Genomic DNA, 22,835 nt, shown 5'->3' with positions numbered 1-22,835 from the left:
TATGAATAAACCGGTACGAATTCTACTCCTTGTAGCCAGTCTGGCTTTTGCGGGGGAGTCACTTGCGCAATCCGGTGGAAATAACACGTTCGAGTTTCTTAATCTGGTTGCACCGGCCCGAATTGCCGCTCTCGGTGGAAATGCCATCGCCACACATAGCGACGACATCACACTTGTTTCTCAGAATCCCGCCTTGCTTTCTTCAGAAATGGATCAGCAGGTTTCATTGAGTTATGTGGGATATATTGCGGGAATCAGATACGGCAATGTGATGCTGGCAAAGAGTTTTAATAAAACCGGAAACTTCGCCTTCAATTTACACTACGTTGGCTATGGTACTTTTGATGAGACAAGTGCCACCTCTGAAAAAATGGGAACCTTTAATGCCGGTGAATATGCTTTTAATTTATCCTGGAGTAAATCGCTCGACAGTTCATTGATGCTGGGAACGAATTTGAAATATATTTTATCCTCCTTCGGAGAAAATAGTTCTAACGGCATTGCCGCCGATGTTGGCTTGAACTGGTTCAATGAAGAAAAATTTCTGAGCGCGTCCCTCGTTGTTAAAAATATAGGCCGGCAACTCAAAACGTATGAGGGCAATGAGCAGGAAGATCTTCCCTTTGAAATTCAGGCAGGAATTGCCAAACAACTTCCTAAAGCCCCTTTCCGTTTTTCATTGATCGGTCAACAATTGCAAAAATTTGACCTGACCTATACCGACCCTTCTCAAACCGGTATCGACCCGCTTACTGGAGAGAGTCGTGCAGAGAAAATTACGTTCAGAGATAAACTGGTGCGTCACCTGATCTTAAATGCAGAAATTCTTTTCTCTAAGAATTTTAATTTGCGCGTTGGTTATAATTTTTTAAGAAGAAATGAATTGGGATTTCCGGAGAAAAAAGGGATGAGCGGAATGAGTTTTGGACTGGGATTCCGTGTGAATCGGTTTCAGTTTTCCTATGCTTATAGTGTTTTTAATCCTGCTGCCGGTAGCAATCATTTTACGATTACCACCAATATCAAAAATTTCGCAGCGAAGAAGTAGGGGCGTTGATTTGCTGCTGAAATCAGGAACGTTTCATAGCTCGTCCGACTTCTCTTTTAGCTTCCGCTTCTTTGATGCTATCCCGCTTATCAAACATTTTCTTCCCTTTCGCCAATCCCAGTTCCAGCTTGGCAAAGCCGCGTTCAGTGGTATACAATCGAACAGGAATTAAGGTGACGCCCTTCTCTTTTAACTTCGACATCAGACGTCGTAGCTGATACCGGTGTAAGAGTAATTTGCGTTCACGCCGGGGGGGGTGATTACTATAGCCGCCGTTATCATAAGCACTGATATGAAGATTTTTTATCCATAAATCATCGTTCTTAAAAATACAGTAAGCATCCGTCAGATTCGCTTTCCCTTCTCTTACCGCCTTGATCTCCGTGCCGGTCAATACAATGCCCGCCTCCCAGGTATCACTGATGAAGTAATTGAAACTTGCCTTTCTGTTGATGATATTTACCGTCGCTTCTTTACTGGCCATTTCTGCAAAAGTAAGGAAATGAAAGTCAATAAATTTTTAGAACATGGATATGTCCGCTTACATCCACGAAAGCAACATGTTTTTCTTAGTGAATTTTGCCTGTAGCTATTGGTTTGGCGATTACTCAGTTTCTCCCGGATTCCCTTTTTTGTTTCCGATGACAAGCACAGGAATATCTATCCTATGACGCACTGCATCTACTGTTGATCCCAGAATGAAATCCATCATCGCCTTATGTCCATGAGCACCCATTACCAGCAAATCAGCCTTAATGTCCTTGATGATTTCGGGAATAACCTTGCGCGGATTTCCAAATCCAATTCGTGTTTCGCAATGATAACCTTTGTCAATAAATAATTTTTTGTACGCTTCAATGGTTTCAGTGTCCTTTTGACTTTCGTAATCACTGACTTCTTTACCCAGCCACAAAGCCCCGGCGCTCTCAGTGACATGCAATAAAATATAATCAGCATCCTTTCCTCCCTGAGCAATCGCTCCACTGATGGCTTTACTGTCCATACTTCCAAAATCAAGTGATATGGCAATGCGTTTTGGCTTTTGTTGTGGGGAAAGTTCGATGTCCTTGAACGTGCCATGCGGAATATTAATTTTCCTGTCTTTGCGGCCTTTCATGAATGGGGAGAAGGTGATGTAGATGAGCATGAATCCACTGAATATGGTAATTGGAAGTACCAGATAGCGAAGAAGAAAACTATCACTTCCCTGCAGCCAGTCGTGGAGTTGGCTGATTACCATTTTGACATTTAGACTGACGATAATTGCTGCGCAAAGCCATCCTGCAATTTTTGTCTTGGTGGAGATGGCAAAAACACCCATTTGTTTTTTATCGCTGACAAAATGGATCAGGGGAATAACGGCAAAGCCTAGCTGTAAAGAGAGAATAACCTGACTTAAAATTAATAAATCTCCTGTAGCCTGTTCTCCGTAAATCTGAATGGTGATAACTGCCGGAATGATGGCGATTAATCGCGTAATGAGTCGTCTGATCCACGGAGCAATGCGAAGGTTCAGATAGCCTTCCATCACAATTTGTCCCGCCAATGTTCCGGTGATGGTACTGCTTTGTCCCGCGCTGATCAATGCAATTGCAAAGAGGGTAGGAGCGAGGTTGGTTCCGAGTAAGGGCTCCAGTAACCGGTGTGCATCCATGATGTCCGTCACTTCATGCATTCCTGCTTTGAAGAAGGTACTGGCTGCTAAAATGAGGATGGCTGCATTGACAAAGAAAGCTGCATTTAAGGCAATCGTACTGTCGAGAATATTGAATCGTATGGCTTTTCTGATTTCCTTTTCCGACCGGTCAATTTTGCGGGTTTGAACGAGGGCAGAATGCAGATAAAGGTTGTGCGGCATAACGGTCGCGCCTATGATACCAATGGCGATATATAGCGCCGTTTCGCTCATGGCAGAAGGAATTAAACCGGAAAAAATACCGGATACAGAGGGTTGTGCAAAGAACATCTGCGCGACAAAGGCCATCCCGATAATCGCCACCAGACTGATGATGAAAAGTTCAATTTTCCGGATGCCATAGTTGAGCAGGAACAAGAGCAGGAAGGTGTCCAAAGCGCATATCACCACTCCCCAGATTAAAGGAAGATCAAAGAGCAGATAGAGTCCGATCGCCATCCCCAGTACTTCTGCCAAATCACAAGCCGCTATCGCAATCTCTGCTAAACCATATAAAAAGTAATTCACAAATCCGGGAAACATCTCGCGCGAGGCCTGTGCCAGATCCCGGCCTCTGACAATCCCCAGGCGTGCACTCATACTCTGCAACAGCAAGGCCATTAAATTCGACATCAGCAATACCCAGATCAAACTATAGCCAAACTGACTTCCGCCTGCAATGTCGGTCGCCCAATTGCCCGGATCCATATAGCCGACACTGACCATATAAGCCGGACCAATAAATGCCAGGAGCTTCCTCTTCCAGCTTAAATCTTTTCCAACAGAAATGGTACCATGTACCTCTGACAGGGAGGTGTTATCTTTAGGAGTTGACATACAATTTCATTAAAATGTTTTTTGCAATTTCATGACTGATAAATGTTCCCGAATTATCCTCGAACAGCAGATACATGCTCTTATCAAATTCATCTATTTCCTTCACTGAAAACAGGACACCGGGCATCAAACCTTTTTTTTGGAGGAACTGTAGAAATCCTGCACTATGATCGCTCACACCGCTCACCTGATACTTTTGCGCAGTTTGAGCTTCTGCAAGACTTAGGGATCCTGATGGAAGTAGTTTACCATTTGTATCCGGAATCGGATCTCCGTGCGGATCTACTTTAGGATAACCCAAAAATGCATCTAAGCGGCTGACCAGTTCATCAGAACTGACATGCTCCAGCTCCTCCGCCATATCATGCACCTCATCCCATCTGAATTTTAAAACATCCGTCAAAAAAACTTCCCAAAGGCGATGTCGGCGAATAATGCTCAGTGCAACCCGTTCGCCTTTTCTGGTGATCCGAACGCCCTTATAACGCTCATATTCGATCAGATTTTTCTCAGAAAGCTTCTTTAACATATCCGTGACCGATGCTGAACTCGTCGTGAGTGAATCGGCAATCTCTGAAGTTAAAACCGGATTCGGATGTCCGACACTCAGATGATAAATGGATTTCAGATAATTTTCTTCGGTGGATGTGGTCATATCCCTTAAATTCTTGACAAATGTAATAATTAATTTAGATTACTCTAAAATATTATTTCAGGTAATGGAATTGGTAATTTTTATAATCTTGCACCAATGTATAAACTGTTGATTCGTCCATTATTATTTATGATGAACCCGGAAAAGGCGCATCATTTCACTTTCAATTTATTGAAGAATGTTTTTAAAATACCTGGTTTCGAAATACTTATAAAATCAATTTATGCATACAGAAAGCCTGCTTTCAGGAAAACGCTTATGGGACTCGATTTCCCTAACCCAATCGGTTTAGCGGCAGGATTTGACAAAAATGCAGGTTTGTACCGTGAATTGGCTGCCTTTGGTTTCGGCTTTATTGAAGTCGGTACGGTGACTCCATTGCCCCAACCCGGAAATGAGAAACCTCGTATGTTTCGATTACCTGATGATCATGGACTAATCAATAGAATGGGCTTCAATAATGAAGGCGTAAAAGCGATGGTTGATGCATTAAAAAATCGTCAGGCCGGCTTGATTATCGGAGGAAATATTGGCAAGAATAAAGTAACTCCTAACGAGCAAGCTGTAAACGATTATGAGATTTGCTTCAGGGAACTTTTTCCCTATGTGGATTATTTTGTGGTGAATGTCAGCTCTCCCAATACTCCCGGACTTCGCGAATTGCAGGAGAAAGAACCACTCACCTTGCTTTTGAAACGTCTTATGGAACTGAATGCCGTAAAGAATCCTAAACCGATACTTTTAAAAATTGCTCCCGATTTGACGAATTCACAATTGGATGAGATTGTCGAAATTGTAAAAGAGTCCAAAATACAAGGAATCATTGCCACAAATACCACCATCTCGCGAGAGGGTTTGAAAAGCAAGGAGGAGTTGCAGAAGGAGAGTGGCGGATTAAGCGGTTTGCCGGTGAAGAAGCGCAGTACGGAAGTGATTCGGTATTTGCGTCAAAAGGCAGGTAAGGATATGGTTATCATTGGTGTTGGAGGAATTTTTAATGCGGCGGATGCGAAGGAGAAATTAAATGCAGGTGCGGATCTCCTTCAAGTGTATACCGGATTTATTTATGAAGGTCCGGGAATGATTAAGAAAATTCTAGAGGAGCTTGAACACTAGATAAAGTTGTTTGACATCTGTTGTTGAGATGGTAAATAAATAAATTTATTACGACTTAAACTATTGATATACAAATCTAATTTTAGATAAATACAGCGGAATCGAGGTGTGCCGTAGCGCTTTTATCCGTGAGTTGAATGCTTTTTTCACCAATCCCTGAATTCAAAAGTGTTGATTTTAAGACGCTGTTTGTTGGTAAAACATTAACGAAATAGGTCTAAATTCTTGTGCCTTTCCTAAATTTGCAGGAAACGTAAAATAAAAATGAAAAAATTATTCTTCCTGGGTGTAATAGCAGTAGCGCTCTCATCCTGTAGCCAAACAGCCAACAACGAAAACAATGAAGCAAATGCTGATTCTTCAGCGGCGGCCACACTTCAGTTCGGTGCTAAAATCGATGAAGCCGGTGCGATTTCAATGGACTCATTACTGGCCATGGTGAATGCAGGAAATGCAGATATTAATGGTGTGAAAGCGGAAGGCAAGGTGAATGAAGTTTGTCAGGCGAAAGGCTGCTGGATGCAATTGGATAAAGGAGATGGAACAACCATGAGAGTGACGTTTAAGGATTATGGTTTCTTCGTTCCTAAGGATTGCGGAGGAAAATCGGCTATTATCCTCGGACATGCTTACATGGACACTACAGCCGTTGAAGATCTTCGTCACTATGCAGAAGACGCAGGGAAATCCAAGGAAGAAATTGAAAAAATTACTGAGCCTGAAGTGGAACTCGCTTTTGAGGCAGAAGGGGTATTAATTAAGTAAATTAAATTGATAATGTAGAGAACCCGCAGCGAAATGGCGGGTTCTTTCATTCATAAAGAGATGGAAAAAGTAGAGTGGGTAGAATGTCCGAGAGATGCCATGCAAGGGTTGTCATGGTTCATTCCGACTGCTCAAAAAGTGAGCTACCTCAATTCCTTACTTGATGTTGGCTTTGATGTGTTGGATTTTGGCAGTTTTGTTTCGCCAAAAGCTATTCCGCAGTTGAGAGATACTGTAGATGTATTGAAGCAATTAAAGCTGAACGATAGGACTTCGCTCTTGGCTATCGTGGCCAATAAAAGAGGGGGAGAAGAAGCTGCTGCTTTTGATGAAATTAAATTCATGGGTTTTCCGTTTTCTATCTCCGAAACATTCCAGCAAAGAAATACCAACAGTAGTATACTCGATTCCGTTGCTACAGTGGAATACCTGCAGTCACTTGCAGTAAAAAATAATAAAGAATTAGTCGTCTATATCAGTATGGCCTTCGGGAATCCTTACGGCGACGAATGGAATGCCGACATCGCGATGAAGTGGGTAGATAAAATTGCCGGGCTTGGCGTGAAAACAATAGCGATGTCGGATACCGTTGGAGTGGCAAAGTCCGCTGATATCCGTCTGATTTTTGAAGCATTAATTCCTGCCTTTACGAAAGTGAAATTTGGGGCACATCTCCATTGTACTCCTGATAACTGGAATGAAAAAGTCACCGCGGCCTGGGAAAGTGGTTGCCGTCGATTTGATAGTGCCATGAAGGGCTATGGCGGATGTCCAATGGCGAAGGATGAACTGGTAGGGAATCTGGCATCAGAAAATCTCTTCCGTTTTTTAAATGAAAATAAGGTGAATACGAATGTGAATGCCAATAATTTCGAAAATGCGCTCTCAAAAGCTGCCGCTGTGTTCGCTGAACCCTTGGCAACATAAGTGAGTATAAACCGTTATAGTCACGATTAATATTTTAGTCTTCTTAAAAATACCAATTAAATAGAAAAAAATGCAGTTACGTCTTTGGATTATCAGCTTGTTTACAGTGTTCTTGTCAGGAAATGCGTTTGCTCAGCAACCCGGTTATCTGGAGTTATTGGGTAATGTTCAACAGGATGGAAAAGGTTTGGAGGGCGCTGAAATCAAAGTGATGAAGGGTACTGAAGTATCCGATAACCTCATGTCATCTGCCGGCGGTAAGTTTATTTTTAATCTGGATCTCGGTCATAGTTATACGATCGTATTTTCTAAAAATGGAAGTATTACCAAAACAGTGTTGATCGATACAAAAGTGCCGGCACAGTACAATAGCCAGATCTTTAGTTTTAAATTTAAAATGGATCTCTTCAAAGCTCCGGAAGGACAAGAGCCACCGAAAGAAGCAGCTCCTCCCGTAGCGAAGCTTTCTTATTCCGATGCCTATGAAGATTTCGATTACGATCCTGAATATTCTAAATCCAGAAAAGTGGAAATGGATGTCGTGAAACAGAAGATGGCGACAGAAGTGGCGAAGCAAGAAGTTGCTAAAAAACTTGCAATGGAAAAAGCAACTCAGGATTCCATTGCAGCAGCACGTAAATTGCAACTGGCTGCCGATAAAGCACGTCAGGATTCATTGTCGAAGGAAAGAGAAAAGCAACGCCTGGAAGCATTGGAATTAGCGAAGATTGAAAAGGCGCGTGAAGATTCTATTGCAAAGGAAAAAGAGAAACAACAAGCTGAAGCTGCTTTAATTGCTAAACGTGAAAAAGCAAGTCAGGATAGCATCGTAGCAGTGGAAAAAGCCCGTCTTGCAGCGGAAACAGCAGCCAATGCGCGGTTAAAAGCATCGCAGGACTCCATAGCAAGAATTTTAGAAAAGCAACGTCAGGATTCTCTTATTGCAGCGAAAGAACGTGAGAAAATCGAGAACCAGTTAAGAGATAAAGCCAAAGCCGACTCTCTCGCCAATGTGAGAGAACAGGCACGTTTAGCAGAGATCGCTCGTCAGGCACGTGAAAAAGCGGTGGCCGATTCATTGGCTGTCGTGAAGGAAAAAGCCCGTCTCGAAGCCATGGAATTAGCTGCACGTGAAAAGGCGGAGAAGGACTCGATTGCCAAAGCGGAAGAGAAAGCGAAACAAGAAGCATTGGCGGCGGCTAAAGAAAAAGAACGGTTGGATGCAATTGCCCGTGAAAAAGCGAAGCAGGATTCATTGGCGAATGCGAAGGAGCAAGCCCGCATGGCAGAAATTGCTCGTCTCGCGCGTGAAAAAGTGGTAGCCGATTCATTGGCGACGGCAAAAGAGCAGGCAAGAGTAGCTGAATTGGCGCGTGTGGCAAGAGAGAAAGTGGTGGCGGATTCGTTGGCGGCTGTGAAGGAAAAAGCCCGTCTGGAGGAGATGGAAAGGGCCGCTCGCGAAAAAGCAGAGAAGGATTCAATCGCAAAGGCGGAAGAAAAAGCAAAGCAGGAAGCCTTAGCTGCTGCTAAAGAAAAAGCCCGACTGGAAGAAATAGCAAAAGCGGAACGTGAAAAGGCCGAAAGAGAAGCATTAGCTCAGGCGAAGGAAAAAATGAGGCAAGACTCCATCGCGGAAGTAAAGGAACGTGCAAAGCAATTGGAATTACAGCGTGAAGCTCGCATAAAGTTGCAACAGGATTCGCTCGAAGCCGCCAGGAAGGCACAGGAAGAAGAAGCCGCCCGTATCGCAGCAGAAATGCGCAAGAAGCAGGAAGAGGAAAGTGAGCAAAAACGTTTAGCCGAAATAGAAGCTCAGAAAAAGGCATTGGCAAATCCTCAACAAAATACTCCGGCGAAGAAGGGTGCTTCGGATATCAGTGCCTATAAATTTGATTTCGACAAGCAGTTCATGGCTGAAGGTATTGCTCAGGATACGATTACTGAAACCAATCGAACGATCTTTAGATCTGTGGTAAAATCAAAAGCAATTCAAGCCACCTATTTGAAGGTGACTTACAGCTATGGCGGTGTGTTCTTCTTTAAAAATAGTCAGAGTATTACGGAGAACACCTACAACATGGAGATGGACGCTCATCGAAAGTCGCTCAAGTAATTTAAAGAAACAGAGTACAGCAAGAAGTCATTTTTCAAACGGCCAGTGTCGTTCGTTTTTCGCCTTTACTCGTATCTTTTAGTGCGGTTTTTCAATTTCAATTTATTAATAGATTTAGATTAACAGGGACATATTGTTTACGGCTTTTAGCCCCACTTGTGCTAAAGCTTCGGTCAGCAGGCCCATTTGTGTTAGGGTTTCGGTCGGCAGGCACTTAAGAACGGAGGTTGTACAGATGGATTGGCAGAAAACATCACGCAGCTTTTGAAGATGAATAGAATCGCTTTTTATTGGAGATTCGAATATACTTTTCGACCATAAATTAACTTAGTTTTGAATAAAAGAATATTCTGATAATGAAATCTCCTGTTTAAACGCAGCGACCGCCGCGAACCCGCCGCGAACGCAGCGTTTAGGTTTGGAATCGTTACTGCACTGGATGGTGTTTTAATCACTCTAATTTCCATTACACCTCCTCTTAGTGCGGTTAAAGTAGAAAACCATTAACTTAACCGACTGAATTCAGTTAACTTATAATTTCCCCCGTGAATGCAGGTACTAGTCAGAAAAAATAGTGAAAGTATTACAGAGAACACCTACAACATAGAGATGGACGCTCATCGAAAGTCGCTCAAGTAATTTAAAAAAACAGAGTACAGCAAGAAGTCATTTTTCAAACGGCCAGTGTCGTTCGTTTTTCGCCTTTAAGAGAAAGGCTATCGTGCCGCTGAAAATAACGATGAGCCCCGCCAGCATGAAGGAGGGACCCGTAGAATAAAATATCCACAGCCATATCGCCGTTGCCAGAATAACCGGTAACGGATAGAATGGCATTTTATAAGGGAGATGCGCAGTTCCAATCCTCCTTCTGAGCAACACGACTCCGATAGCTTGTCCGGCAAATTGAATCAAGATGCGCATGGCCAGTATGGCGGTGATGACTTCGGAGAGTTTAAAAAGCATACTGAAAATAAAGGCTGTCGAACCAAGTGCCAGTAAGGAGATATGGGGGAAGTGTCGGGTAGGATGGACGCTGGAAAAAGCTTTGAAAAATTCTCCTTCTTTGGCTGCGGCATAGGGCACTCGTGAATAGCCCAGCATCACCGCAAAGAGACTGGCAAAGGCCACCCATAATACCATAATAGTCGCCCACATGGCAGCCGAAGGACCATATACCCTTTCAATAAAAGTGCTGACGATAAACTCAGAATGTTGCGCCTCGTTCCAGGGAATCACAGCAGTAACACTTACATTCAATAAAAAATACAATACTGTAATTCCGAATACGGATAAAAACATACTCCTTGGAATGTTCTTTCCCGGATTTTTAATCTCACTCCCCAGATGACATACATTGTAATAGCCCAAATAAGAGTAAATCGTTTTTACCATGGCCGCACCAAAGCCGGCACTGAAGAGCAAGGAAATATCGGCATCAGCAACCATTTCCCGGACAGGAGCACTCATGTTCCCGCTCGTAAACCCTCCCCAGATGATCCATCCTAAGGTGCCAATTACTCCCAGCCAAAGTAAGGTGCTGATTTTACCGATGGTTTCTATTTTTCGGTAAAGCAATGCCGTTAGTGAAACGACTACCAGTCCTGAAACAATTCTACGGCTTACTTCATCCAAAGGCATCAGGTAGCCCGCATATTGTGCAAATCCTATTGATCCACTTGCTACCACCAACGGTGCCTGAATGAGGGTTTGCCAGGTATAAAGGAAGGAGAAGAGTCTTCCCCATTTTTTCTCACCATAGGCTTTTCTTAAAAAATTAAAACTTCCTCCCGCCTCCGGATAGGCCGCTCCCAACTCCGACCAGATCATGGCATCAATGAAAGAAAGAAGTGCCCCCGCAATCCATGCCAACAGAAACTGGGGTCCTCCGATATAAGATATGACCAGGGGGTAAAACCACAAAGGGTCCGATTCCAACCATATCGATCATATTGATAACCGTGCTATGGAAGAGTCCCAGCCTTCGCTCCAGTCCCGCTTGTTGCATCAACTTCATGTATCGAAGATAATTATTTCTAGTTGATGCGAGGTAGGAACTAAATGGTTCAACAGGAATGGGACAAAACATTCCTTCCTTATTTTGATCTTTTTATTTTAAACACTATCCTTGTGCTGTTAACCTGAAAATATATATTTATGTTGCTCGTTGCAGATTCCGGATCAACCAAGGCGGATTGGCTATTGTACGATGGTCAGACAGTGAAAGGACCTTATCATACGATGGGCTTTAATCCGTTTTTTCATTCTACTGATTTTGTATATCAGACGTTGATGGAAGAGCCGGAAATGCTCAACATCAGGGAGAGCATTACAGCTGTTAAATTTTTTGGCGCGGGATGTTCCAGTGCTGCCAGGAATGAAATCATCGCCGCCGGACTTCGTCGGTTTTTTACGGGTGCAGATGTCCTCGTTGAGCACGATTTGCTTGCATCGGCACTGGCAACTTGCGGAAATGAGCCGGGCATCGCCTGCATCATTGGTACCGGCAGTAATTCCTGCTGGTTTGATGGAAAAAATGTACACGAAAAAAATTACGGATTAGGCTATGTCCTCGGTGATGAAGGCAGTGGTTCTTACTTCGGAAAAAAATTACTGACCTGGTATTTATACGGTCGACTCCCTCAACCTTTAGCCGATGATTTCAAACAAACATACGGACTCGATAAAAATAGTATCATCGATAAAGTCTACAAAGAACCCAATCCAAATGTATGGCTGGCTTCCTTCACCCGGTTTCTCTCGAAGCATTACGAAGATCCCTTTATCAAAATTTAATCCTCCAGGGCATGCGTGACTTTGCCGATCTCTATATCTGCGATTATCCCGACTTCAAAAAAACCAAAGTCCATTTCGTCGGATCAGTAGCCTATATATTCAGTAAAGAGCTGAATGAAGTTGCAAAAGAAAAAGGGTTTACCGTAGGGAAAATTATTAAACAGCCTATTGATGATTTGATGAATTTTTATAGCAAAATGAAATAGAATAGATCGAAACACTGTTTCACAATAATAATTGAAATTTCAGTTGAATTGAATTCGTCGTCTATAAAGGAATTCTCCTTTTTAACCCCACCTACGCTAACGGTGTGCGCCAAAACTTAAGCGATGGCGTAAACTACGAAGTCCGAAGGCCCGTCAGGAATTATCATAATAAATCATAATAATCATAAGCAATCTGCGGCCTATGTGACGGGAGAGATACCGATGAATGCGGTGGCGAAGGGGGTTTATCTTGTGAATCTAATTACTGAGTCGGAAAGTGTTTCGTCAAAAACTATCAAATTTTAGTTGCATAGAGATCGTCGTCTTCCAAGGAATTTTCCTTTTTAACCACTAAGGCACTGAGGAGCACTAAGGATCACGGAGGACTTTTCTTAAACCAACAACTCTATATTCATTCAAAACATTCATCAACTCATCAATTCATCAATCTTGTCTCCCGAAAGGGAGATCATCAATTCCTTTTTGTTTTCGGCAATTTTTATTTCAATATAACGCCGTCGGCTACGAAGGGTTGCGCGTTGCCGCCGTTGCGGATGATGTCACGGATGATGGTGGAGGAGACAGGTGCGTATTGCGGTGAGGAAAGTAGAAAGATGGTTTCGATTCCTCTTTCCAGATAATGATTCATCTGGGCAATGGCCCTTTCAAATTCAAAGTCGGCGGATGTGCGGAGGCCTCGTAAAATAAACCGCGCTTGTACTTTTTTGCAGAAATCAACCGTGAGTCCGCTGTAGGATTCAACGGAGATTTGTGGATAGTCAGAAAAACTATTCTTTATCCATTCTACTCTGTCCTGCAAGGGAAACATTTATTGTTTGGGGGTGTTATGTCCGACACCTATGATGATCTTGTCAAATAAATCCAGTGACCTCGTGATGACATCCACATGTCCAATGGTGATAGGGTCGAAACTTCCGGGGAACAGGGCGATTCTTGACATGGTGCTGGTTTTTGAAATGAATTACTATTTTAAGTGATGTCGGTATCAGTTTCATTCTTGAAAAATGAAAAGGAAACCTGACTGTATTTTCTGGTTTCAATATAGTTTTTCAAAGGGCTGAGATTATTAGTACTCCCGTGTTCAATGATCAATACTCCGTTTTTATTCAGGAGATTTCTTTCGAAGACTATTTCTGCCAGACTTTCTGCCGGCGTTTGGTCAAAGGGTGCATCGGCAAATATGATGTCAAAAGTTCGGTCTGTTTTTTTTAACCAGGTTAACGCATCGGATTGAATGGCCATGATGCTTTTTGGTGCCTGCAGGAGTTCAAGGGTGCTGTTGATGAATTTTATGCAGGCCGGGTGATTGTCAACAGCGACCAGATGCTCGCATCCTCTCGATAAAAATTCATAGGTGATACTTCCCGTTCCGGCAAAGAGATCGACAACTTTTAGTTTTTTAAAATTGTAACGACTGGCCAGCATATTAAAAAGTCCCGATTTGGCGTAATCAGTAGTAGGCCGGACAGGCAAAGTTTTTGGCGCTGTTAGCTGTCTCCCTTTATGAATTCCACTTATAATGCGCACAGGTATTGATTAAAGAGTCCGACATACTGATGAGCCGATAAACGATCAAAGCCATAACTATACTCTAAAACCTCTGTTCTCTCTCCCAAACGAATATTCCTGATATATTTTCCGGCTAACATCCAGTGAGAAGATGTTTTTTCAATCTCTCCGTAAAAAACAACAGCAACCTGATCCGCATTTAATTGCAATTGCTCTATGGAAAATAGTAAATAATAAATTAAATCTTCCGACGATTGATAAGGGAAACTGTTGAAGAATTTTAATTCGCTGCCATGCGTGATGGCAATGTCAATGTTTAGAGGTCGAACCATAACGGCGACCGCAGGAGTGCTTTCATGTTTATGCAAGCGCAATTGGTTTTCAATGAAACTGCTTCCTGCAAAATACAATGCGGCTTCTTTATAAATGGTTCCCGTTTCTTTCAGTAACTCTTCCGGAACAGCATACACCAAATGTGCATTTGCGGATGGAACAGCATCTGCGTAAAAGCGATCATCATCCTTTATTCTGGAAGTCAGGCTCAATATGTCTTTCAATTGATCCTTAGAAAATAATGGATTCGGGACCAGACTATGTTTCGTACTATACACCGAAAGGATGACCTGTTGGGGTTGAAGTTGATTTAACAATTCATCCATTTCAAGTAACTGGGTAAAAGCTCCCGGTTTATAATCATCGCTATCACTTTGCGTACTATCACTAACGATATGGTAATCCTTTAAAGCGACTGCTTTCTGTCGCTGTTTATCGATGATGGCATAGCTGATACGATTCCGGTCAAAGAGCAGCAAGAGGAGTGAGGAAGTAACCATTCCTTGCGAAAAAGATTCATCTACCTGTTGCGTCTTGAGTGTAAATTGCAGTGCCGTTTGTACCATCCGGTAACAAAAGTAGGAATTCTTGCGAAGATCGTGACAGAGATGGGCGTATCCATATGATAATTAGTGGGTTAAGCAAATTTTTAAACGACCCACTGCAATTGAAAAGGAAGGCTGATCTTTGAGCTATCTTAGAATCGTGATCAGGACAACCATTTCATCCCAGCTTTACCATCGTATCAGCGGCTTTCTGGAATTTCAACCTACATCGGGTCAGGAATTATTTCTGAGAAAGTTTTCTGAATTTGCAGCCGATGATGTTCCCGGAATTTTCTTGCTGAAGGGTTATGCGGGTACCGGCAAAACGACCATGATGGCGGCATTGACTTCCGCGTTCACCAATATTATTCTTCTCGCACCAACAGGAAGAGCCGCAAAAGTACTTTCTTCCTATACCGGAAAACCAGCTTTTACAATACATAAACATCTTTATCGTCCTGCCCTTACCAGTGATGGACGTATCATGCTTCGTTTGGCAGATAATGTTTACCGAAAGACCTTGTTTATTGTGGATGAGGCCTCGATGATTTCGGATGCCGCGATTGATGATCCTTCGGCTACTTTTCCGGGAGTCAATTTGCTCAGTGATTTGATTCGATATGTTTTCAGCAGCCCTGCTTGCCGGTTGATGCTGGTGGGAGATTCGGCGCAGTTGCCTCCTGTTCACTTTGAACATAGTCCTGCATTGGATCCCGATCATATACGTGCAAAATTCAAGATGACGGTGTATTCCACTGAAATGACAGAAGTGGTTCGTCAGAAGGAGCAAAGCGAAATACTGACTAACGCTACTCATATACGTAATCTGATCATCAGCGATGAAAATAAAAATATACCGGAGATAGTTGAAAAGGGTGCTGTGCTACGCATGAATCCCCGCGATTTACCGGAATCACTGATTGATTATTATCGGCAATATGGAAAGGATAATGTGATCGTCATTACCCGTTCCAATCGTGCTGCTATTCAGTATAACCGTATGATCCGTTTCCAGACTTTATGGATGGAAGATGAAATAGGAGGGGGAGATAACCTGATGATCGTAAAAAATAATTACCATTGGCTGCCCTCTGATCATCCCGCCGGTTTTATTGCCAATGGAGATGTGATGGAAGTGTTGAAGGTGTTTCACTTTGAAGAACGCTATGGTTTTCGGTTTGCGATGGCTACGCTGCATTTACCGGACTATCCCGATGAACCATCCTTCGAGGCGATGATCATGCTGGACACCCTCTCCAGTGAAGCGCCTGCACTCGTGCAAACCGATCAGAACAAATTGTATGATGCCCTCCATGTGCATTATCAGGAGGAAGAACCGGATAAGCGGAGAAGAAATGCATTGATAAAAAAGGATCCGCACTACAATGCCCTGCAGGTGAAGTTTGCTTATGCCGTAACTTGTCATAAAGCCCAGGGCGGTCAATGGCCGATTGTTTTTGTGGATCAGGGTTATTTGACGGAGGAGATGCTCGATAAAGGCTATTACCGCTGGCTCTATACGGCTTTTACCCGTGCTTCTGAAAAATTATTTCTTCTGAATTTTGATGAAAAGTTTTTCAAATAATTGATACTTTTGGGGAGGTTGTTTTTCGCGGGTGTTTATTAGTTGAATATCGAATAGGATGTTAAATTATAAGCACCTGAATTGAAAATAGCTTGCAAATATGTGTCATTAGCTCAGTTGGTTTAGAGCATTACCTTGACAGGGTAGGGGTCACTGGTTCGAATCCAGTATGACACACAAAAATTTCTATTTGCAAGACTTTTCTCCTGATTTGAAAATTTTCTCGAATTTTTAGATGAATACAATTACTTTATCCCGGAAATTCGACTGTGTTTTTCGATCATAAATTAATATTAGTTTTTAATAAAAGAATATTCTGATAATTAAATCTTCTGTTAAAACGCTGCGTTCGCGGCGGGTTCGCGGCGGTCGCTGCGTTTAAACTTAGAATCGTTACTGCTTTGGATGGTGTTTTAATCACAATAATTTGCATTATACCTGGACTTAGTGCGATTAAAGTAGAAAACCATTCACTTAAACGGCTGGATTAAGTTAACTCATAATTTCACCCGTGAATGAAGGTACAAGTCAGGAAATATAGAGTAGGGGAGAGTTAAGATTTTTTAAAAACTATTTCTGCTGATGTACTTCAAAACTTTTCATATGTCCCGGTTTGCAGCAGGATTGTTCTTCCTCTTTCATCATAGATCCACGGTGAATAAGAAAGATGGCCAACGCAATCGCAATCACAGGCGTAATTTTATTGACGAAATTCCTCGCTTTGATGGAAATAAAGGAGCCGGATAAAGCCAGGGTAAGCATCATGGGCACGGTGCCGAGGCCGAATAGAAACATATAAGTCGCACCTTCCATCGGACTTTTCGTTGTTGCTGCTCCTGCCATAGCCAGATAAACGAATCCGCAAGGCAAGATCCCATTCACCACTCCGAATGAAAACAAGGAAGCAATAGAATGATGCTTCAAAAGTTTACCAAATACTTTTTTTAATTGAAAGGAAAATCCGGCAAATCGATGATTAATTTTCGTGAGGATTTTCTGATTCGTGAGCAGTACCATGACGATGATCAGTATGCCACTTAAAATGCTGATATCACTTTGCCAGCCTCGAATGGATAATGTTTTTCCTAAAAATCCGGCTATAGTTCCCAATATAGAATACGTCACTACGCGTCCCAGATTATAGGCTATTCTTCCTCCGAGCAAGTTTAAAATACTACCATTTCCGGTGGGCAATGCCATGGCAAGCGGACCACACATACCTGCACAGTGAAAACTGCCAAAGAATCCTACAGAGAGTGCCGTCCAGTAAAAAACGTCCATTATTGCACGTATATTCTTTCTTCCTGATAAAGGGGTGTGTCACCGTGCTCCCAGGTGGTCTGGATTCTCCAGTAACCTTTGGCCATTGTAGCTGCAGAGATCACTTGTTTTCCATTCATGAACTGTACAGGAATTTTAAAATCCAGCTTCGAATTATCCGGACGAAACATCACTATTTCGCCTTTGATTTTCCCCGGTTCGTTTGCAGGGTATTCAATATCTATCGAGTTCGTTGCAGCATTAAATGAAATTTGAAGCCGGTTTCCGCTTTTCTCATTGTTATTCATCCGGTCAATTTGATCCTGGAATTTTAATTCCTTCTCGTAATAATCCGGTGTCACTAAATCCACATCTTCCTGAACACATTTGTAAACAAGGAAGAGCATCCCGGCAACGAAGCCCGTGTACAGTATAAATATTCGATATCCCCAGCTCATCTTTTTAATTGGTTGGTCCTATGAAATTGGTAGTAGTTTCATCCGCAACAACTCCATTGGATAGTATTTGAATGTGCACTTTTGTTTTGGTTGATTTAATTAAACTTTTATCAAGGATGGCAAAGAATTCCCCTTCTGAAATATCCTGCTCCTTCAATATAGTTATTCCATTTCCCACCCATTTGATTTCTCCCGCTGGCTCTAAGATACGGATTTCAATGGGCATATCCTTAAACGTTTTATTGACTACTTTAATGTTGTAGAGATTACTGACTTTATTGTTCTCTTGTTTTTGAAACAACATTCCGGGTGTTCTTAAAATGGTAGCTTCCACATCGGTTCTGATGGCCAGAAGGGTAATCAATACGCCAAGTAATATAGTAAGTACGATGGAGTATCCAATGATTCTCGTGGTGACCTTGAATTTCACGCCCGTTTTGATGGCTTCTTCACTGGTATATCTGACTAAACCTCTCGGCTTCTCAATTTTATCCATGATGGCATCACAGGCATCTATGCAAGCGGTGCAATTCACGCATTCCATCTGTGTACCGTTACGAATATCAATTCCCGTTGGACAAACCTGCACGCATTGATGACAGTCGATGCAGTCCCCGTTGGTGCGTACTTCGCCTTTATGTAATTTCCCACGGGGCTCACCTCTGTTATAATCATAGGCAATCACCACAGAATTTTTATCCAGCAATACCCCTTGCAATCGTCCATAAGGGCAAACAACGATGCAGGCTTGCTCTCTGAACTTAGTATATACCCCATAAAATACAGCGGTGAAAATTACCAGTGAAATCAAAGTGCCCATGTTTTGCGAGGGACCCTCTGTAATCATGGCTTCCAACTCATCAATACCAATCAGATATGCTAAAAAAGTATTGGCAATGATAAAGGAGATTAGAAAAAATATACTATTCTTCAATAGCTTCTTTCTAAGCTTCCTGGGATTCGGAGCTTCTGCATTGAGGGCTTTCTGTTGCATGTAATCGCCTTCAATCAGGTACTCGATCTTTCGGAACACCATTTCCATAAATATTGTTTGCGGACAAGCCCATCCGCAAAATAATCGACCAAACAAGGCGGTGAAAAGAATAATGAACACGATGAAGGTGAGCATCGCAAGTACAAACAAATGGAAATCCTGTGGCCAGAATGCAATTCCGAAAATGATAAATTTTCTTTCCAGTATATTGAACAACATCAATGGATGTCCGTTCACTTTTAAGAAGGGTCCGGTAAACAGTAGGGCGAGAAAAATCCCGCTTACAATGGTTCGTTTATTGTAAAATCGTCCGGACGGTTTTTTAGGATAAATCCAGTTTCTCTTTCCTTCTTTTGAAATAGTGGCTACACTATCACGGAAAGATCCTGCCGGATCAAATGGTGGCACCTTCTCTGTATTCATTTATTATTTTGAAGGTACTGCAGCTTCAGCAGTGACCGTTTTTACACTATCAGTAACAACAGTTGTACTATCCTGCCCAACCGGAGTGGAGCCTGCTTCCAGCCATTTCTCTCCCTCAGGAGCTTTTCCATTTGCCGGTTTTGTGCCTTGCAAAGTAAGAATATAACTGGATACTTGCTGAATTTGTTTTGGACTTAACTGGCTTTTCCATGAAATCATTCCCTTGGCAGGAACACCGTTTGTAACCGTAGTGAAAATGTTTTTTATTCCACCTCCATGTATCCAAAACTCATCGGTGAGGTTCGGACCAACAGTTCCTTCTCCACCCGGACCATGACAAGCCACACAGTTTTTCGTGTAGATATCTTTTCCACTTCCAAGTCCTTCCGGAGTATTCAATGCGGTAACATTTTCAGGTGAGATGAAATCCGCCATTTTAGCCTGTCGCTCCTTGATTTTTTGTTCTGCCATTGCAATTTCATTGTTGTATTCTTCTACTTGCAATGGACCGGTATCGAAAATATGGAAATGTACGATGTAGATGACCGCCCAGATGATGGTAAGGTAAAATCCCCAAATCCACCACGGTGGTAAGCTGTTGTCCAATTCTTTTATACCGTCATAATCGTGATCCAGCATTACATCCGCTTCCTTTTCTACCGGTACTGCCTTGGTGAGAAAGTTTCTGTCGAACCTTGTCCAGAAGGAAGGAGCGTGAAGTTCCTCATAGGCACTTTTTTCTTTTTCTATAGCAATAATCTGTTTTTTCTCTTCCGGTAATAAACCATATGCCAATAAACGTATAGTTCTTGTAAGAGCAATAATTACGACCAGCATGATGATGAAAACAAAAGTGAGAAGATAGAAGCTGGGATTATAAAAGAGCTCCGGAACGCTTGGCTTTTCAGCGACTGTGGTCGCAGCATTTTGTCCAAATGCACGAATTGCAGAAATCATACTTATCATTCCTGCCATTATGATGGAGAAGGTATATCGGTTCATACGGTGTATTGATCGGTGTTTGAATCGTTTTTCTGTAAGGGTAAGTGACTCAACATGTCTAAATGTTGTTTGTCGGCTTTGATAAGGTAACTGATTAATACAGTGAAGAACAGGAAGAATATAATCAGCGATATTATTGGATAGATACTGATCCCGGCGATGCTTTCTAAATATTGTCGATACATGTTTTCGTTTTTTTTAATGGTGCACTTATCGTGAAGCTTTAATGTCAGTTCCCATTCTTTGCAAATAGGCGATCATGGCAATGAGTTCTTTGTTCGCAGCAATACTCACATCATTTTTCTTGAGGTCGGCAACGATGCTTTCCGCTTGCTTCATGAGATCGGCATTCGCTTTTTCATCATAACCTTCAGGATAAGGAACGCCCAAAGTTTGCATAGCACGAATTTTTGCAGGTGTACTGCTGATGTCCAGATCATTTTCAGCCATCCAGTCGTAGGCAGGCATAATAGAACCGGGCGACATGGTAGTTGGATCAATCATATGGTGATAATGCCATATGTTGGGATATTTTCCTCCAATACGATGTAAATCCGGACCGGTACGTTTAGATCCCCATTGGAAAGGATGATCGTAAACAAATTCGCCAGCTTTGGAATATTCGCCGTAACGTTCGGTCTCGGATCTGAATGGTCGGATCATTTGTGAGTGGCACGTGTAACAACCTTCTCTGACATAAATATCTCTGCCTTGTAATTCGAGTGGAGTATAAGGCTTCACACTGGCAATGGTTGGAATGTTTGATTGCACTAAGAAGGTCGGAATGAACTCTACAATACCTCCAATCAATACAACAACTGTACTGAGAAGTAACATCTGTATCGGACGGCGCTCAATCCATCTATGCCAATGTCCATCATGTATTTTTTCGTTCGGATCTAATGCAGGTGCTTCTGCGGCCTCTTCTTCATTCAATGTACCTGATTGCATGGTCTTCATCAGGTTATACACCATTACTATGGCGCCAATGAAGAACATCAAACCTCCCAATGCACGTAACTTATACATCGGTATGATCTGCGTAACCGTCTCTAAAAAATTAGGATATTGAAGTACGCCGTCCGGTGTAAAGTCTTTCCACATTAAACTTTGTGTAAATCCGGCCCAGTACATCGGTACGGCATAAAAGAGAATTCCCAATGTCGCAATCCAAAAATGGAAGGAAGCGAGTTTCTTGGAATGAAGTTCTGTTTTGTAAAGTCGAGGAATTAACCAGTATAAAATACCAAAAGTGAGCATTCCGTTCCAACCCATTCCACCAATATGTACGTGGGCGATGGTCCAGTCTGTAAAGTGACTGATCGCATTTACATTTTCAAAGAAAGCATAGGTCCTTCAAAGGTGGACATACCATAAGCGGTAATGGCAACCACCATGAACTTAAGAACGATGTCTTCGCGAACCCGATCCCAGGCTCCTCTTAATGTTAAGAGTCCATTGATCATACCTCCCCAGGAAGGTGCAATTAACATGATTGAGAAAACCGTTCCTAATGATTGTGCCCAATCCGGTAATGAAGAGTAGAGTAGATGATGAGGACCTGCCCAGATGTAAATGAAAATTAATGCCCAGAAATGGATAATAGAAAGTCGGTACGAGTAGACGGGACGATTGGCTGCCTTGGGAACAAAGTAATACATTAATCCAAGATAGGGCGTTGTTAAAAAGAAGGCCACTGCATTATGTCCATACCACCATTGCACCAGGGCATCTTGCACTCCCGCATAGGCAGAATAGCTTTTTAAAATGTTAACCGGAATTTCAATAGAATTTACAATATGCAATACCGCAACAGTAATGACGGTGGCAATATAAAACCAGATGGCCACATATAAATGTCGCTCTCTGCGTTTGATAATTGTACCAAACATGTTTATTGCAAAAATTACCCAAACTACAGCAATAAGAATATCAATGGGCCACTCGAGTTCAGCATATTCTTTACCTGTTGTATGTCCGGTCAATAATGTTAAAGCTGCAAGAACAATGATGGATTGCCATCCCCAAAAATGTAAACTACTTAATGCATTGCTAAACATCCTGGCCTTGCATAGTCGCTGCAAGGAATAATACAAACCCATAAAAATGCCGTTCCCGACAAAGGCAAAGATGATGGCATTGGTGTGTACAGGTCTTACACGGCCAAAACTCAGATATTCTCCGAGGTTTAAACCCGGAAAGGGGATCTGAAGCGCAATGACTAGGCCCAGAAGCATTGCGACAATTCCCCAAACAATGGTAGCTAAGGCAAAGTTTCTCACAATGCGGTTGTCATAGCTGAATTTTTCAATGGTCATACGTTGTCAGGATTTTTTATTTTATTTTCTATTGGTTTAGGTACAGTTTCATCATCAAAAAGTATTCTAACGGCCGGTGAAATATCGTCGTCGAATTGACCTGTTCTTACCGACCATAAAAAACCGGCCAAAAATCCTCCGGCTACTAACAGGCTGCAAGTGATAAGAATCAGGATTACACTCATGGGTAGGCAAATTTATTTTTGACGGGGTGATTAGTATATGAGGAGATTTAGTATTTGAATTGATTTA

Annotated in this window: 18 protein-coding genes, 1 tRNA gene and 3 pseudogenes; 9 read left to right on the top strand and 13 right to left on the bottom strand. The window is 42.3% G+C overall.

Translation table 11 applies throughout. The features are described 5' to 3' along the window. The first annotated feature begins 1 nt into the window (after position 1). The gene (porQ, locus tag IPJ86_14245) at positions 2-1,048 is read left to right on the top strand and encodes a type IX secretion system protein PorQ (protein MBK7888386.1); all 1,047 of its coding nucleotides are present in this window, start codon (positions 2-4) and stop codon (positions 1,046-1,048) included. A 22-nt stretch (positions 1,049-1,070) separates the two neighbouring features. On the opposite strand, the gene smpB is transcribed toward porQ, so the two are convergent. The 3 genes from smpB to IPJ86_14230 all read right to left on the bottom strand — a co-directional run bounded on the left by smpB (position 1,071) and on the right by IPJ86_14230 (position 4,215). Next, positions 1,071-1,532, bottom strand: coding sequence for an SsrA-binding protein SmpB (gene smpB / locus IPJ86_14240; protein ID MBK7888385.1), 462 nt, complete (start codon positions 1,530-1,532; stop codon positions 1,071-1,073). Positions 1,533-1,652: 120 nt separating this feature from the next. Beyond that, the gene (locus tag IPJ86_14235; protein MBK7888384.1) at positions 1,653-3,560 is read right to left on the bottom strand and encodes an Nramp family divalent metal transporter; all 1,908 of its coding nucleotides are present in this window, start codon (positions 3,558-3,560) and stop codon (positions 1,653-1,655) included. Beyond that, a complete protein-coding gene (locus IPJ86_14230; GenBank protein ID MBK7888383.1) occupies positions 3,547-4,215 on the bottom strand; it encodes a metal-dependent transcriptional regulator in 669 nt (222 codons plus the stop codon). The genes IPJ86_14235 and IPJ86_14230 overlap by 14 nt, the downstream gene beginning before the upstream one ends. Positions 4,216-4,311: 96 nt before the next feature. Here IPJ86_14230 and IPJ86_14225 point away from each other — a divergent pair, with 96 nt between their 5' ends. The 4 genes from IPJ86_14225 (at position 4,312) to IPJ86_14210 (ending at position 9,136) form a co-directional block, all read left to right on the top strand. Continuing rightward, positions 4,312-5,331 (top strand): quinone-dependent dihydroorotate dehydrogenase, encoded by a 1,020-nt coding sequence (locus tag IPJ86_14225; GenBank protein MBK7888382.1) that lies wholly within the window; start codon positions 4,312-4,314, stop codon positions 5,329-5,331. A gap of 264 nt (positions 5,332-5,595) precedes the next feature. Beyond that, positions 5,596-6,096 (top strand): DUF4920 domain-containing protein, encoded by a 501-nt coding sequence (locus IPJ86_14220; protein MBK7888381.1) that lies wholly within the window; start codon positions 5,596-5,598, stop codon positions 6,094-6,096. 60 nt (positions 6,097-6,156) lie between these two features. Continuing rightward, on the top strand, positions 6,157-7,023 hold the full coding sequence (locus IPJ86_14215) for a hydroxymethylglutaryl-CoA lyase (GenBank protein ID MBK7888380.1): 867 nt from the start codon (positions 6,157-6,159) through the stop codon (positions 7,021-7,023). Between the two features lie 70 nt (positions 7,024-7,093). Continuing rightward, on the top strand, positions 7,094-9,136 hold the full coding sequence (locus IPJ86_14210; GenBank protein ID MBK7888379.1) for a hypothetical protein: 2,043 nt from the start codon (positions 7,094-7,096) through the stop codon (positions 9,134-9,136). A gap of 666 nt (positions 9,137-9,802) precedes the next feature. Here IPJ86_14210 and IPJ86_14205 read toward each other — a convergent pair. Beyond that, a pseudogene (locus tag IPJ86_14205) lies at positions 9,803-11,141 on the bottom strand (amino acid permease). Positions 11,142-11,290: 149 nt separating this feature from the next. Between IPJ86_14205 and IPJ86_14200 the strand changes: the two are divergent. Continuing rightward, positions 11,291-11,929 (top strand): N-acetylglucosamine kinase, encoded by a 639-nt coding sequence (locus IPJ86_14200; GenBank protein MBK7888378.1) that lies wholly within the window; start codon positions 11,291-11,293, stop codon positions 11,927-11,929. An 11-nt stretch (positions 11,930-11,940) separates the two neighbouring features. Then, a complete protein-coding gene (locus IPJ86_14195; GenBank protein MBK7888377.1) occupies positions 11,941-12,135 on the top strand; it encodes a hypothetical protein in 195 nt (64 codons plus the stop codon). A gap of 499 nt (positions 12,136-12,634) precedes the next feature. Here the strand turns inward: IPJ86_14195 and coaD are convergent. From coaD to IPJ86_14180, 3 genes and pseudogenes are all read right to left on the bottom strand, one after another. Further along, positions 12,635-13,096, bottom strand: a pseudogene (gene coaD / locus IPJ86_14190) (pantetheine-phosphate adenylyltransferase). 29 nt (positions 13,097-13,125) lie between these two features. Further along, entirely contained in the window at positions 13,126-13,683 is a 558-nt protein-coding gene (locus IPJ86_14185; GenBank protein ID MBK7888376.1) for an RsmD family RNA methyltransferase, read from the bottom strand. After that, positions 13,671-14,564, bottom strand: a complete 894-nt coding sequence (locus tag IPJ86_14180) for a DUF3822 family protein (GenBank protein ID MBK7888375.1) — start codon at positions 14,562-14,564, stop codon at positions 13,671-13,673. The genes IPJ86_14185 and IPJ86_14180 overlap by 13 nt, the downstream gene beginning before the upstream one ends. A 154-nt stretch (positions 14,565-14,718) precedes the next feature. On the opposite strand from IPJ86_14180, the gene IPJ86_14175 reads away from it, so the two are divergent. Beyond that, positions 14,719-16,128, top strand: a complete 1,410-nt coding sequence (locus IPJ86_14175; protein MBK7888374.1) for an AAA family ATPase — start codon at positions 14,719-14,721, stop codon at positions 16,126-16,128. Positions 16,129-16,230: 102 nt separating this feature from the next. Continuing rightward, a tRNA-Val gene (locus IPJ86_14170) sits at positions 16,231-16,305 on the top strand. Positions 16,306-16,698: 393 nt separating this feature from the next. Here IPJ86_14170 and IPJ86_14165 read toward each other — a convergent pair. From IPJ86_14165 to ccoS, 6 genes and pseudogenes are all read right to left on the bottom strand, one after another. Next, the gene (locus tag IPJ86_14165) at positions 16,699-17,409 is read right to left on the bottom strand and encodes a sulfite exporter TauE/SafE family protein (protein ID MBK7888373.1); all 711 of its coding nucleotides are present in this window, start codon (positions 17,407-17,409) and stop codon (positions 16,699-16,701) included. Then, positions 17,409-17,846 carry a FixH family protein gene (locus IPJ86_14160; protein ID MBK7888372.1) on the bottom strand — a complete coding sequence of 146 codons (438 nt, stop codon included), beginning with the start codon at positions 17,844-17,846 and terminating at the stop codon, positions 17,409-17,411. The genes IPJ86_14165 and IPJ86_14160 overlap by 1 nt, the downstream gene beginning before the upstream one ends. Before the next feature lie 4 nt (positions 17,847-17,850). Beyond that, complete coding sequence (gene ccoG, locus IPJ86_14155; GenBank protein MBK7888371.1) at positions 17,851-19,263, bottom strand: cytochrome c oxidase accessory protein CcoG; 1,413 nt, start codon at positions 19,261-19,263, stop codon at positions 17,851-17,853. A gap of 3 nt (positions 19,264-19,266) precedes the next feature. Beyond that, positions 19,267-20,238 carry a c-type cytochrome gene (locus IPJ86_14150; GenBank protein ID MBK7888370.1) on the bottom strand — a complete coding sequence of 324 codons (972 nt, stop codon included), beginning with the start codon at positions 20,236-20,238 and terminating at the stop codon, positions 19,267-19,269. A 237-nt stretch (positions 20,239-20,475) separates the two neighbouring features. Continuing rightward, positions 20,476-22,583, bottom strand: a pseudogene (gene ccoN / locus IPJ86_14145) (cytochrome-c oxidase, cbb3-type subunit I). Then, complete coding sequence (gene ccoS / locus IPJ86_14140) at positions 22,580-22,768, bottom strand: cbb3-type cytochrome oxidase assembly protein CcoS (GenBank protein ID MBK7888369.1); 189 nt, start codon at positions 22,766-22,768, stop codon at positions 22,580-22,582. Before ccoS ends, ccoN begins: the two are co-directional and overlap by 4 nt. Between the last annotated feature and the right edge of the window lie 67 nt (positions 22,769-22,835).

It is taken from the genome of Bacteroidota bacterium, from assembly GCA_016713925.1.
Taxonomy (GTDB): domain Bacteria; phylum Bacteroidota; class Bacteroidia; order AKYH767-A; family OLB10; genus JAJTFW01.
Note: the sequence above shows the minus strand (reverse complement) of the source record. Positions and strands in the feature narration are given on the sequence as shown.